This is a genomic window from Streptomyces sp. NBC_01304 (assembly GCF_035975855.1).
GTDB lineage: Bacteria > Actinomycetota > Actinomycetes > Streptomycetales > Streptomycetaceae > Streptomyces.
In genome coordinates this window covers 6,579,411-6,593,259 of record NZ_CP109055.1, presented here as the reverse complement: position 1 = coordinate 6,593,259, position 13,849 = coordinate 6,579,411, and the positions used below count along the sequence as shown (strand labels likewise).

At 72.6% G+C, this 13,849-nt stretch carries 10 protein-coding genes; 1 reads left to right on the top strand and 9 read right to left on the bottom strand.

Annotated elements, in window-relative coordinates; translation table 11 throughout:
- Positions 1–17 precede the first annotated feature (17 nt).
- The 7 genes from OG430_RS29375 to OG430_RS29345 all read right to left on the bottom strand — a co-directional run bounded on the left by OG430_RS29375 (position 18) and on the right by OG430_RS29345 (position 7,617).
- Positions 18–995 carry a cation diffusion facilitator family transporter gene (locus OG430_RS29375; protein WP_327355634.1) on the bottom strand — a complete coding sequence of 326 codons (978 nt, stop codon included), beginning with the start codon at positions 993–995 and terminating at the stop codon, positions 18–20.
- Between the two features lie 111 nt (positions 996–1,106).
- Entirely contained in the window at positions 1,107–2,258 is a 1,152-nt protein-coding gene (gene manA / locus OG430_RS29370) for a mannose-6-phosphate isomerase, class I (protein WP_327355632.1), read from the bottom strand.
- 141 nt (positions 2,259–2,399) lie between these two features.
- On the bottom strand, positions 2,400–3,545 hold the full coding sequence (locus tag OG430_RS29365) for an SIS domain-containing protein (RefSeq protein ID WP_327355631.1): 1,146 nt from the start codon (positions 3,543–3,545) through the stop codon (positions 2,400–2,402).
- Between the two features lie 73 nt (positions 3,546–3,618).
- Entirely contained in the window at positions 3,619–3,789 is a 171-nt protein-coding gene (locus OG430_RS29360) for a Trm112 family protein (protein WP_327355630.1), read from the bottom strand.
- Between the two features lie 134 nt (positions 3,790–3,923).
- Complete coding sequence (locus OG430_RS29355; protein ID WP_327355629.1) at positions 3,924–5,297, bottom strand: phosphomannomutase/phosphoglucomutase; 1,374 nt, start codon at positions 5,295–5,297, stop codon at positions 3,924–3,926.
- A gap of 103 nt (positions 5,298–5,400) precedes the next feature.
- Positions 5,401–7,017, bottom strand: coding sequence for an L-lactate permease (locus tag OG430_RS29350; RefSeq protein ID WP_327355628.1), 1,617 nt, complete (start codon positions 7,015–7,017; stop codon positions 5,401–5,403).
- Positions 7,018–7,191: 174 nt separating this feature from the next.
- A complete protein-coding gene (locus OG430_RS29345; RefSeq protein WP_327355627.1) occupies positions 7,192–7,617 on the bottom strand; it encodes a DUF3499 domain-containing protein in 426 nt (141 codons plus the stop codon).
- A gap of 334 nt (positions 7,618–7,951) precedes the next feature.
- On the opposite strand from OG430_RS29345, the gene OG430_RS29340 reads away from it, so the two are divergent.
- On the top strand, positions 7,952–8,410 hold the full coding sequence (locus OG430_RS29340; RefSeq protein ID WP_327355626.1) for a metallopeptidase family protein: 459 nt from the start codon (positions 7,952–7,954) through the stop codon (positions 8,408–8,410).
- A gap of 84 nt (positions 8,411–8,494) precedes the next feature.
- Here the strand turns inward: OG430_RS29340 and OG430_RS29335 are convergent, their stop codons facing one another.
- Positions 8,495–10,009: a DUF5719 family protein gene (locus OG430_RS29335; RefSeq protein ID WP_327355625.1), complete on the bottom strand. Its 1,515-nt coding sequence runs from the start codon at positions 10,007–10,009 to the stop codon at positions 8,495–8,497.
- Positions 10,006–13,722 carry a glycosyltransferase gene (locus OG430_RS29330; RefSeq protein ID WP_327355624.1) on the bottom strand — a complete coding sequence of 1,239 codons (3,717 nt, stop codon included), beginning with the start codon at positions 13,720–13,722 and terminating at the stop codon, positions 10,006–10,008. Before OG430_RS29330 ends, OG430_RS29335 begins: the two co-directional genes overlap by 4 nt.
- Positions 13,723–13,849 lie beyond the last annotated feature (127 nt).

Here is a 13,849-nt window from a genome sequence, read left to right as displayed (position 1 = left end):
CCACGTACGAGCAGAAATCAGTGACCGGTGTCAGGCATCGGGCCGCCCGGCGACTTCGCCGGATTGGTGCCCGCCGCGGCCGCCGACTCGCTGTAGATGTCCGGCTCCAGGTAGATCACGCGGGCGATCGGCACGGCCGTGCGGATGCGCTCCTCGGCGGCGTTGATCGCGGACGCGACCTCGGCCGCCGTGTCGTCGTGCTGGACCGCGACCTTGGCCGCTACCAGGAGCTCCTCCGGGCCGAGGTGGAGCGTGCGCATGTGGATGACCCGGGTGACCGTGTCGCCGTCGACCAGGGCGTCCTCGATCTTCTTGACCTCGTCCGTGCCCGCGGCCTCGCCGAGCAGCAGGGACTTGGTCTCCGCGGCCAGGACGATCGCGATCAGGATGAGCAGGATGCCGATGCAGAGGGTCCCGATGCCGTCCCAGACTCCGTTGTTGGTGGCCAGCGCGACGCCGACGCCCGCGAGGGCGAGGACCAGACCGATGAGCGCACCCAGGTCCTCGAGGAGGACGACCGGCAGCTCGGGGGCCTTGGCGCGGCGGATGAAGTCCTTCCACGACTGCTTGCCGCGGATCTGGTTGGACTCCTTGATGGCCGTACGGAAGGAGAAGGATTCGGCGATGATCGCGAACACCAGGACCCCGACCGGCCAGTACCAGTGGCTGATCTCGTGCGGGTTCTTGATCTTCTCGTAGCCCTCGTAGATCGCGAACATGCCGCCGACCGAGAAGAGCACGATCGAGACCAGGAAGGCGTAGATGTAGCGCTCGCGGCCATACCCGAAGGGGTGCTGCGGGGTCGCCTCGCGCTGGGCCTTCTTGCCGCCGAGCAGCAGCAGGCCCTGGTTGCCCGAGTCGGCGAGCGAGTGCACGCTCTCCGCGAGCATCGACGACGAGCCACTGAAGAGGAACGCCACGAACTTCGCTACCGCGATCGCGAGGTTGGCGGCGAGTGCCGCCACGATCGCCTTGGTCCCGCCTGACGCGCTCATGTGTGCCCGCTGTCCCTTCGTACGTGCTCGTACGTACCCGGGTATTCGCTACCCGGGTACTCGTCTGCTGAACGGTGGGTCATTGTTGCAGCACGCGGGGACAGTGGTGCGTCAGGCCACCACGGTGGCCCGGAAGAGGGTGCCGTTTCCGGAAATCTCTGCCTTGTCCCCGGCGGGCACGAAGGCCGACTGCCCCGGCGCCAGTTCCAGCTCGCCGGCCCGCACCGTCCCCGCCGTGCAGAGCATGATCTGGGGCGTACGTGCCGTCAGGTCGCGCGGCGCCGAGTCCTCCGCGAGGACGTAGCGGGACAGCCGGAACTCGTCGATCGGCGTCTCATAGACCTCTTCGCCGTCCGCGCTCGCCTCGGGCCGCAGCACGCCGGGGTCGGTGGCCTCGAAGCGGACGATGCGCAGGAGTTCGGGCACGTCGACGTGCTTCGGGGTCAGTCCGCAACGGAGTACGTTGTCCGAGTTCGCCATGATTTCGACACCCAGGCCGTCCAGGTACGCGTGCGGCACGCCGGCGCCGAGGAACAGGGCCTCGCCGGGCTGGAGTTGGACGTAATTGAGCAGCATTGCGGCGATGACGCCCGGGTCGCCCGGGTAGTGGCGGGCGATCGACGCATACGGCGCGTACGGACCGCCGAGGCGCTCGCAGGCCGCGGCGGCCTCGGTGACCGTGGCCGCCATCTCGTCCCGGTCCGCGGAAAGCACGGCGGTCAGGACCTCGCGCAGGGCCGCCTCTTCGGGGTGCGCGGACAGGATGTCGACGTACGGCTTGAGGCCGTCGACGTCCAGGGTCTCCAGGAAGCGGGCCGCCTGGTCCGGGGCGCGGAAGCCGCACAGGCCGTCGAAGGGCGTGAGCGCGCAGATGAGTTCGGGCTTGTGGTTGGCGTCCTTGTAGTTGCGGTGCGGGGCGTCGATCGGGACGCCGCGCGCCTCCTCGTCGGCGTAACCCTCCTTCGCCTGCGCGAGGTTGGGATGCACCTGGAGGGAGAGGGGGGCGCCGGCCGCGAGGATCTTCAGCAGGAACGGCAGCCGGGGGCCGAACTTGGCGACCGCCTCGGGGCCCAGCTCCTGCTCGGGGTCGGCGGCGATGACCTCGTTCAGCGGACCGCGCTCGAGGTGCGAGGGCGCGCCCGGGTGGGCGCCCATCCACATCTCGGCCTGCGGCTCACCGGTCGGCTCGATGCCGAGGAGCTGGGGGATGGCGGTGGTCGAACCCCAGGCGTAGGGGCGGACGGTGTTGGTGAGGCGGTCCATGATGCTTCTTTCGTACGCGGTCGCTGACCGTGTGTCCGGCCGGGCGGGCCCGCGATCGGGCTTTGGCCTTGGGCCGGGCCTTGGGTCAGCCGACGTCGTCGGTCGGGTCGGTTCCCCCGAGTCGGGTCGGTCCCCCCAAGATCATCGGTCCCCCGATGCAAGCGCCAGGTAAACGGCGGCGAAATCCGTGATGGCGATCAGCTCGGCGAGCGACTCGAGTCCGGTGCGCTCGCCTTCCTCCTCGTCGGGTGCGAGCTCGCTGATCGCGACGTCATGGCTGAGCGCCAGCTCGCGGGCGGCCGGGGCCGCGCTGAGGCTGCCGACGGAGCCCTCGCGGAGCAGCACGGCACGGGCGCGCAGGGCCTGCGGTTCGTCCACCCGGTCGCGGAAGAAGTCGTCCGGGTCGGCGCCCGCGGCCAGGCCCCCGGTGAGCAGCCTGCCGTGCGCGGGCAGCGCCTCGGGCAGCTCGGCGGCGAGCGCGGGGCTGCCCGCGAGCTCGGCGAGGCAGGCGGCGAAGCGGCGGCCGGCCGGGCCCGCGAGGGGGCCCTCGGTCCAGATCAGCGGCAGGCTCTCGGTGAGCTCGGCCGCGAGGGTCTTGGCGGGATTGCTGTACGTAGCCACGGTGGGGCCGCAGCGCTCCGCGGTGGTGTCGAGCCGGTCTGCGATCTTCTGCAGGGTGTCCGGCGGCGCGGCGATCAGGCCGGTGCGGTCGAGCAGGGCGAGCAGTGGGGTGAGCAGGGCCCACAGGGCGTCGGCCCCGGCGGCCGCCTGCTCGTACTCCTCGGCCTCGAAGGGCGCCGTCGCCATGGCCACGGCGAGGCCGTGCTTGCCGCCCACCGCTTCGGTCAGCGGGGAGCGGGCCGGGGCCACGCTGGCGACGGTGCAGCCGCGGCGGTAGGCCTGGTCGACCAGGAGCTCGAGGCCGGGTTCGGTGCCGTCCGGGGTGGCGATGAGCAGGAGGTCCACGGGGCCGACCCAGCCCGGCAGCGTCCAGCGCAGGGCGCCCGCGGCGGGGGCGACTCCGGTGGGGTGCAGCCGGGACACCGGGCAGCCGCCGCCCGCGAGGGTGCCGATCAGGTCGGCGACCGAACCGGCGGCGGTACCGGGCCCCGCGATGAGGATGGCGCGGGGGCGGCCCTCCGGCTTGAGGTCCATGACCCCCGCCTCGACGGCGTACCGCACGGCCGTGCGCACCCGGGCGCCGGCCTCGGCGGCGCCGCGCAGCAGGCCGCGGCGGTCGGCGCGGGCCAGCGCTTCGGGGTCGTCGAGCAGCGATTCGTCGAGCAAGGGGGTCAGCCTCCGATGTGCCGGTGCCGGGTGTTGCTCTCGCGTGGGGCCGGTGATGCTCTCGCGTGGGTCCTCAGGCGGGGCGGCGGGCCTCGTCGACCAGGAGGACCGGGATGCCGTCCTTGACGGGGTAGGCCAGGCCGCAGTCCTTGCCGGTGCAGAGCAGCTCGCTGTCCGCCTCCTTGAGGGGGGCATGGCAGGCCGGGCAGGCGAGGATCTCCAGGAGGCCGGCTTCGAGCGGCATGGCGTGGTCCCTTCGGGCGGGTGGATGCGGCCTGGTCAGCGTACCGCTGGGCGGTGACAGCGGGCTGGTCGAGGCGCGACCTGCCCGCTGTCTTCCTGTGCTGCGACCGGGAACGGCCGGAGATCAGCCGGAGATCAGCCCCGGATGATGGCCAGCGCCTCGTCGCGGACCTTCGCCATCGTGGCCTCGTCGCGTGCCTCCGCGTTCAGCCGCAGGAGGGGCTCGGTGTTGGACGGGCGTACGTTGAACCACCAGTCGGCGGCCGTGACGGTCAGGCCGTCCAGCTCGTCCAGGGTGACGCCTTCCTTGCCCTCGTACGCGGTCTTGATCGCGGCGAGCCGGCCGGCCTGGTCGTCCACCGTGGAGTTGATCTCGCCCGAGCCCGCGTAACGGTCGTACTGCGCCACCAGCCCGGACAGCGGCCCGTCCTGGCCGCCGAGGGCGGCGAGGACGTGCAGGGCGGCGAGCATGCCCGTGTCGGCGTTCCAGAAGTCCTTGAAGTAGTAGTGCGCCGAGTGCTCACCGCCGAAGATCGCGCCGGTGGTGGCCATCTCCTGCTTGATGAAGGAGTGGCCGACGCGGGTACGGACGGGGGTGCCGCCGTTCTCCTTCACGACCTCCGGCACGGACCACGAGGTGATCAGGTTGTGGATGACGGTGCCCTTGCCGCCGTGCTTGGCGAGCTCGCGCGCGGCGACCAGGGCGGTGATCGCGGAGGGCGACACCGGGTCGCCGCTCTCGTCCACCACGAAGCAGCGGTCGGCGTCGCCGTCGAAGGCGATGCCCAGGTCGGCGCCCTCGGCGCGCACCTTCTTCTGGAGGTCCACGATGTTGGCCGGGTCCAGCGGGTTGGCCTCGTGGTTCGGGAAGGTGCCGTCCAGCTCGAAGTACATCGGCACCAGCGTGAGCGGCAGGCCGTCGAAGACGGTCGGGACGGTGTGCCCGCCCATGCCGTTGCCCGCGTCCACGACCACCTTCAGGGGGCGGATCGAGGTCAGGTCGACCAGCCCCAGCAGGTGGGCCGCGTAGTCGGTGAGGGTGTCGCGCTGCGTGATCCGACCCGGGGTCGTCCCGGCGGCCACGGCGGGGGCTCCGGTCTCGGACCACCCCTCGACCAGGGTGCGGATCTCGGAGAGACCGGTGTCCTGGCCGACCGGGGCGGCGCCCGAGCGGCACATCTTGATTCCGTTGTACTTTGCGGGGTTGTGCGACGCCGTGAACATCGCGCCTGGCAGATCGAGGGCTCCGGAGGCGTAGTACAGCTGGTCCGTCGAGCACAGACCGATCTCCGTGACGTCCACGCCACGCGCCGCGGCGCCGCGCGCGAACGCCCGCGAAAGGCCCGGCGAAGAGGGCCGCATGTCATGCCCGATCACGATCGCCTCAGCGCCGGTGACCTGCACGAAGGCAGCGCCGAACAGCTCTGCGAGCGACTCGTCCCACTGGTCGGGAACCACTCCACGTACGTCGTACGCCTTCACGAGCTGCGAAAGATCAGCCACTGCCAAGCCTCTCTGGGATTCTGCGCGGTCCGTCAAAAGTACCCGTCCGCACCGACAGTCAGGCCCACCCGCGGGGTCGCCGAAGGAACTACGACAGCGGCCGAAAGAACTACGGCAGCATCCAACCGAGCACCACGGTGCTCTGCGCGACCACGATCAGACACATCACCAGGAGCAGCCCGAGGCTCCAAGGCAGCACCTTGCGCAGCAGATCGCCCTCCTTGCCGGCGAGGCCGACGGCCGCGCACGCGATCGTCAGATTCTGCGGCGAGATCATCTTTCCGAGTACGCCGCCGGAGCTGTTGGCGGCCGCGAGGAGTTCCGGCGAAAGCCCGGACTGGCGGGCCGCCGTCACTTGAAGGGCGCCGAAGAGCGCGTTGGCCGAGGTGTCGGAGCCCGTGACCGCGACGCCGAACCAGCCGAGCACCGGCGACAGGAAGGCGAGTCCGGCGCCCGCCGCGGCCACGAAGTGCCCGATGACGGCGGCCTGTCCGGAGAGGTTCATGACGTACGCGAGGGCGAGCACGGAGGTGACGGTGAGGATCGCGAAACGCAGCTCATGGACGGTCGCGACCCACTCCTTGACCGCCACGCGCGCGTGCACGCCGAGGACAACTGCCGTACACAGTCCGGCGAGCAGCACGAGCGTCCCACCGGTGGACACGAGCGGGAGCGTGAAGGTGTTGGCGCCGACGGGTTCGCCGCCGGGCGCCGCGACATTCAGGAAGGGCCAGTCGAAGATCTGGGTGGCCTTCGCCAGGAAGTCCTTCACGGCCGGGATCTGCGCGACCGAGAAGACGGCGACGATGAGCGCGTACGGGGCGTAGGCGCGCAGCACTTCGGGGCGCGGGTCCTCCGCGTCCAGGTCGTCGCTGCGTACGCCGGTGAGGACCGCGGCCCGCACAGTCTCGGCGGCCGGCTTGCGCGCGCTGGGCACGGCGACGAGGGCGGCCGCACCCGCCAGGGCCGCGCCGATGTCGGCGAGTTGCGCGGAGACGTAGTTGGAAGCGGCGAACTGCGCGACGGCGAAGGCGAATCCACAGGCCAGGGCGGGCAGCCAGGTCTCCCGCAGCCCCCGCCTGCCGTCCACGAGGACGACAAGGAGGAGCGGCACGACCAGGGCGAGCAACGGGGTCTGGCGGCCGACGACCTCGGCGACGGAGTCCAGGGGCAGCCCGGTCACCTGGGCGAGGGTCACGACCGGCGTACCCATGGCGCCGAAGGCGACCGGAGCCGTGTTGGCGACGAGGGCGACGATCGCCGCCTTCGTGGGGTCGAAGCCGAGGGCGACCAACATCACGGCGCTGATGGCGACGGGCGCACCGAACCCGGCGAGCGCCTCGAGCAGTGCGCCGAAGCAGAAGGCGATGACGAGGGCCTGGATGCGCGGGTCCGCGGAGAGCCGGCCGAAGGAGCGGCGGAGGATGTCGAAGTGCTGGGTGCGGACCGTCATCCGGTACACCCAAAGGGCGTTGACGACGATCCACATGATGGGGAAGAGCCCGAACAGCACGCCCTGGGCGCCGCTGGAGAGCGTCTGGCCGAGCGGCATGCCGTAGGCGAGCCAGGCGACCAGGACGGCGACGGCAAGGCCGATGAGGCCCGCGAGGTGCGCCTTCATGCGGACGGCGCCGAGCAGGACGAGGACGGTCACCAAGGGCAGCGCCGCGACCAGCGCGGACAGGCCCAGCGAAGCGGCTACGGGGTGCAGTTCCTGGACGAACAAGCGGACCTCCCGGCGATCTTCAACGGGTTCCGCATGCTCGTGTCCGCGCCAAGGGGAAGTCAATGCTCCGGACAGCAAAGGCTGTTGAAGACGAAACATTGCCAACAAGGAGGCGGCAAAACGCCAACAAGGAGGTGGCAGAAGAGAAGCCGAAGGAGCCTCAGGAGGACAGGGTCAGGACTCGGGCGACCGCAGCACCCGCAGATGGCCGCGCCGTGCGACCTCCATCGGGTCCGCCGCCCTGGGCCCGCTGCCGCCGGCCTCCGCCGCGCGCTCCTGGGGCCTGGCCGCTTCCCTGACCGCGTTGGCCAGCGCCTCCAGGTCGTCGCCGCTGGGGCGGGACGGGCCCGAACCGTCGGTGAGCCGGACGACCTCCCAGCCGCGCGGGGCGGTGAGGCGCTCGGAGTGCTCGGCGCACAGGTCGTAGCAGTGGGGTTCGGCGTAGGTCGCGAGCGGTCCGAGTACCGCGGTCGAGTCCGCGTAGACGTACGTCAGCGTCGCGACGGCGGGACGGCCGCAAGCGGTGCGCGAACAGCGACGTACAGGGCTCACGACGTTGGACGGTACCGCACTCTTGAGCGGGCCGCGACGACTCTCCACCAGGTCACTCCACCGTGTCGTGGCGTGAGCCCGCGCACAACGGGCGCCCGCGCCGCCGCGCTGACCTGCGAGGACCCCAGGGGGCACAGCAGTCACCGGTGTTGAATCCGGTCACCACTTGGCTCAAATGCCGTCATTTGCCATGAGGATGACGGTCTCGCAGGGCTACAGAATCGAGCCGAAGGCTGTCCGGAACGGTCATCGAGCGACAGGTCGCCAACCGAGGTGGTCGGGGGCCTGTCCCGGCCGGTGCAGGCTGCCGCGGGCCGGTCCGGGCGGGACCGGCCGCGCCGGGGCGGCCGCTGTCGGTGCGGAGGACTACGCTTCCTCAGTGATGGACAAGCCCGTACCGCCCCGCGACACCGATCCCAGGCCCCGCCGCCGCGACCGCCACGGCCGGGGCATGCGCGGCCCCGTGGCGCCGCCCCAGGTGCCGCTCTCGGCCAGCAGGGGCGAGGTGTTCGCGGATCTGGTGCGGGACTCCGTCGAGCGGCTCGAGCGCCGCCTGCCGCAGCTCACCGAGATCGATTTCCTGGTGCTCGATGTACCCCGTCTCGACGGCAAGCAGGACGACGCCGAGGGGTGGAGCGACGAGAGCGTCCCGCTGGGCGGCACGTCCGCCGCGCAGGGCGAGCGGGCCGCGCGGGTGGTGATCTACCGGCGACCGGTCGAAATCCGCACCAAGAGCCGCGACGAGCGCGCCGCCCTCGTGCACGAGGTGGTCGTGGAGCAGGTCGCCGAACTCCTGGGCCTGTCCCCCGAGTCGGTGGACCCGCGCTACGGCGAGGACTGACCGGCCCGACGCCCGCCCGCCGGCCGGCCCGCCCCGAGCTCATCCCTGAACCAGGCCTGATGCAGTCCCGAACTCGGCCCCGGCTCAGTCCTGCAGGACCGAAAGCTCCTGCTCCGCCTCCGGCACGCCGACCGTCCCCCGGTCGTCCGGCAGCGTCTGCACGGTGAACATCGGCACGCCGTCCTCCGGCAGTTCGAGCGTCCGCGCCGCGTACACCGTGCCCGAGACGTGCTCCACCGTCAGCGCGTACGCGCCCTTGAGCCCGTCCGGCACCGGCGGCTCGACCGCCATCGTCGTGCCTGCCTTGATGGTGTACGTCTCGGTCTTCGGCGTACCGCCCCCGCTGCCGGCCGACGCGGTCACCCGCACCTTCGCAGCCGTCTTGCCCGGCGCCACCAGCGACAACGTCGACCCCTTGGCGCGATTGTCGGCGGCCGTCGCGCGGTTCCCCACCGGGCTCGTCGCCGGAATGAAGGCCGTCTCCTGCTTGGCGCCCTTGCCGCGCGTGACCCGCAGCGCCGCCACGATCGGCGCCGACTCCTCGGTCGGCGTGAGCACGAGCGAACCTGCCTCCCCGCGCGTGACGTTGCCGAGGTCGACCGCGGCCGTCATCCCGCTCTTGACGTGCAGCGTCTCGTGCCCAGCCGGAACGATCGAGCCGTTCGCCCCCGCGAGCGACACCTTCAGGTCCGCGTCGTCCTCACCGGGCGCGAAGGCCACCAGGCGCACCGCCGTCGCGTCCTTCGGGATGCCCGGCAGCACGACGCTGCCCGACGGGTCGGCGGACGCGGCCAGCCAGTCGCCGCCCAGCTTGTCGTCGGCCGCCTGCACGGAGGCGCCGACGCGGCCGGTGCGCGCGGTGACATGGGCCGTCAGATTCGTCTCCGGCTCATCCGCCAGAGTGGACAGGAGGACCGGGACGCTGGAGTGCGGAGGCACCGGAATCTCGTCGCCCGCCTCGGACTTGAGGGCGCCCTCCGGGCCGTACAACTCGATGTTCACGACGGCCGCGGTGTCATCCGGGTTGGTCAGATGGACGTAGTCGCTGCGGTCCTTGGCGGTGCTCGTCCCCGGGAACCAGAAGTCCGTGTCGGGCGCCGAGCAGGCAACGCCCTGCACGCCCCGCCCGGCTCCCGCGGCGACCGTCGTGGTCTGCTGCGTCACCCAGCCGGGCGCGAGCGCGCCGTCCGCCGAGCCGACGAGCGCGGGCGCCCCGGCGCCGACGGCCTCCCCGGTCACGGGCTTGCCCGGGGCCTCGGGCGCGGGCACCTTCTTGTCGCGCTTGCCCTTGTCGTCCTTGTCCTTCTTGTCCTTGCCGCCCTCGTCCGACTCACGGGTGGCGGGGCGCAGTTCGGCCGCTCCCTTGCCCTCTCCCCCGGCCGACTTGGCTGACTTCGGTGTGAAGGAGGTGTACGTCGTCTCCGCGAGGTCCGAGGAACTCGGCGCGGGGCAGAGCAGACTCGACCGCTCGACGGGCCGCTCCGCCGCCGTCTTCGCCCCGCCGTCGGTGGAGGCGTCCGGCGCGTTGAGCGCGGCGAAGCCGGTGACGGCGGCGAGCGCGGTGCCCACGGCGATCAGGGACAGGGTGGTGCGGTTCACTGCTGGCTCCCGTCGGGGCGCTCACTGTCGGGCCGGTGCTCGGGGCTGCCGTAGGGCTCCTGTCCGTACGGAGGCGACTGCGGCTCGTACGGCGGCTGTTGCTCGTACGGCTGGTACGGCGGCGCGGTCGGCTGCTGCGGCTCGTACGAGTGCTGCGGCGACTGCGGCTGGGCCTGCCCGTCGTAGGCGTAGGGGTCGTACTGGCCCTGGCCGCCCGGCGCGAAGGGGTCGGCCTGGTACGGGTCGGCCTGGTAGGGCTGCTCGTACGAGCCCGCCTGGTACTGGCCGCCCTGGTACTGCTCCTGCTGAGGGGCCGCGTAGTCGGCGCCCGCATAGGCGTTGGCAGTGCCCCACTGGTCGTCGTACGCCTGCTGCTGCGGCACCGCCGGGGCCTCCTGCGGGGCGGCAGCGGCCGTTGGCTGCTGCGCCTCCTCGGCCTCCTGCGACTCCTGGGCGGCCCGCAGCCTGCGCGCGCGGCGGCCCTCGCCGGCGACCGGCTGGGCGGGCACCGCGGCGGGCTCCTCCGGAAGGTCGTCGTCGACGGTGCGGCGGCGGCCCGGCAGGGCCAGCACGACGAGGACGACGGCAAGCGCGCCCTGCGCCCACAGCCAGCCCGTGTGCGTACCGGGTACCTCGTAGGTCACGTCCAACCGACCGCCGGACTTGGGCAGTTCGAAGCCCTGCGCCCAGCCGTCGACGGTCTTCTTCGGCAGCTCGCGGCCGTCCAGGGTCGCCGTCCAGCCGTCGGCGGCCGAGTCGGCGAGCCGCAGCACGCGGCCCTCATCGCCCGCCGGAAGCTGGGTGTGCACCTCGACGGGTCCCGCGTCGATCGGCGTCGGGGCGCCGGAGCCGGACACGACGGTGGCCCGCGCGACCCGCGCGACCTCCTGGTTGACCCGCCACAGGGCGCTGCCGTCCTGCTGGCTGAGCCTGGTCAGGGCCGGGTTGGCGTTCAGGACGCGGCCCACCTGACGCGGCGCCCCGTCCTTGACGAGGATGTAGCGCACCGCGAACCCGCCGAGCTGGTCGGCCTGGTCGGCGCCGGAGCCGGCGACGAGGTGCGCGACGGTCTTGTCGAGGCGGTCGTTGCTGCCGCCCGCCTCGGTCAGTTCGGCGTCACCGAGGCGCGAGCCCGCGCCGCGGACCAGGGTGTACGTCACCTTCGCCGCGGAGTCGCTGTCGAGCACCAGGGTGCGCGCCTGGTCCCGGGTGCCGGCCTCTTCGGCGACGAACGCGGGGACCTGCGCGGGGTCGCGCCGCTCGAGCGGGCCGTCCGCGCCGCGGATCATCCAGCCGGCGGCTCCGAGGAGCGGGCCGACCGCGGCGGCGAACGCGATGAGCGCCGCGACGGGCTGACGCCAGCCGAAGCTCTGCTCGGCGACACGCGCGCGTGCCCCGTCCGCGCCGAGCACGGCGGCGGCCAGGAGCGCACCGCCGTAGACGAGGGTGGCGGGTCCGGCCCAGGCCGAGCCGTTGGAGAGCGCCGCGAAGACGAAGCCGGTGAGCGCGACGGCCCACGCGGTGTGGATGGCCAACTGCCGCTCCGTGCGCAGCAGTGCGCCGAGCGCGGCGAGGACGACCCCGATGAGCAGCAGCCCGCCGACCGTGCCGGGACCGCCGGGGCTCATCCCGAGCAGGTCGAGCGCGGAGGCCGAGCCCGCACCGAAGTCGAGCCCGGGCTCCCGGAAGAACCCGAACGGAAGGAGCGAAAGCGACCAGGGCGCGAGCACGAGCAGCGGCACCCCGAGCGCGGCCAGGAAGCGCAGCCCGTAGGCGGTGATGTCGTCGCGGCGCACCACCAGGAGGGCGATCCCGAGCACCAGGGCGATCGGCCAGACGATCGGCGTGAAGGCCGTCGCCAGGGTCAGGAGCAGGGTGTACGCCCATGTCGCACGCCAACTGCCGCGCGCACCGGCGACGAGCCCGCTCGCCGCGATCCCCGCGCGGGCGATCAGCGGCAGCAGCATCACCAGGACGGCCGTGCCGATCCGGCCGCCCGCGAGGGCCCCGGTGGCGGCGGGCAGGAAGGCGTAGGCGACGGATGCCCAGGCGCGCAGCAGCCGCGACTCGACGAGCGGCCGTGAGGCGAAGTACGCGGCCGCGCCGGCCAGCGGCACGGAGCAGACGAGCAGCACGGTGACCGCAAGCCCGGTCGAGCCGAACAGAAGGCTCGAGAGCCCGGCCACGAGTGCCAGGTAGGGCGGCGCCGCCTGGGTGCCGCCGGTGCCGACGGCGTGCCAGCCGTCGAGATAGCGGTCCCACAGCGCGGACGCGTCCGAGGGGGCGGGCAGCATGGCGCCGCCCGCGAGTGCGCCGCTGCCGAGGAGGGAGCGGCACGCGATGAGGGCGACGAACAGCAGGACGGCGAAGAGCACCGGACCCGGCTTGCGGGCAAGGCGCTTCACGCGCGCGAACTGCTCGATCTCCAGGTAGTCGGCGTCGTCCCCGCCAGGGCCGGACTCGACGGCGCCATGCCGACCGCCGGCGGAAGCCTCGGGCTCCGAGCGCCCTGCCAGGTTGGACGCGACCTGCTCGACGGTGGCCCGCACGGTCGCGCCGGGCGGCGGGAAGAGCGGGCGCAGCTCGGCCGGGTCGACGGGCCCCTTGCCGCGGCGCCGTCGCGCGCCGATGATCCGGCCCGGGCGCAGCAACGTACCGAAGAGACCGGCGACTTCGTCGACGGCCTGGCCCGGCACCTTGCCGACGAGATAGGCGAGGGTGCGCAGGAGGGTGCCGAGCACCAGGCGCAGGAGCACCCAAGGGAGCACTGCCGCGCGCGCGTTGACGAGCAGGGTGTAGACCGCGCCCGCCTTGTCCACGCGGTGCGGGCTGGTGGCCGAGCGGCCCACGCAGTCGACGGTGCGGCGCTCACGCGCGGAAGCCTCCGCGTGCCGCAGCACCGCGTCGGGCGCGATGAGCACGCGGTGCCCTGCGGCCTGGGCGCGCCAGCACAGGTCGACGTCGTCCCGCATCAGGGGCAGTCGGCGGTCGAACCCGCCGAGCTCGTCGAAGACGTCGCGCCGGATCAGCATGCCCGCGGTCGACACGGAAAGGACCGGCCGCACCTGGTCGTGCTGGCCCTGGTCCTGCTCGCGGCGGTCGATGCCGGTCCAGCGGCGGCCGCTGTTGGCGATGGAGACGCCGACCTCGAGGAGCTGGCGGCGGTCGTACCAGCCGCGCAGCTTGGGGCCGACGATGGCGACGTCGCGCTTCAGTTCGCGTTCGTTCTCGACGACGCGGAGGAGTTCGGCGAGGGCGTCCGGCTCGGGCGCGCAGTCGTCGTGCAGCAGCCACAGCCACTGCTCGGGCTCGCCGTACGGCAGCTCCGGCATGTCGTAGGCGTCGTCGCGCCAGGTCCGGCTGACCGGGTCCCAGCCGCTGGGGCGCTTCAGATAGGGCAGTTCCTCGGGCGTGAGGACGCCGGCGGTGCGCGCCGCCTCGTCCACGGCCGTGCCGAAGCCGGAGCGGCGGGCGAGGTGCAGCACCCGCTCGGCGCCGAGCGCGTCGGTGACGATCCTCGCGGAGTCGTCCGCGCTGCCGGTGTCTGCGGCGATGACGTTCTGCACCGGGCGTTCCTGGCCGAGCAGGCCGGTCAGCGCGTCGGGCAGCCAGCGGGCGCCGTCGTGGGAGACGAGCACCGCGGTGACGACATGCCTGGGGAACTCGGGTGCGGCAGCGTCGTGGCCGGCTGCCGTGTGCGTGTGCGCGGACATCGAGGTACGGGCCCCGGTTCGATGGACTGCGATGGACGCGGGCCACACTAACGGCAACCACACACAGCAGCCCGCCGCCTGTGGATAACCCAGGGGCAGCGGGCTGTTCGTAACGTACTGATCTATG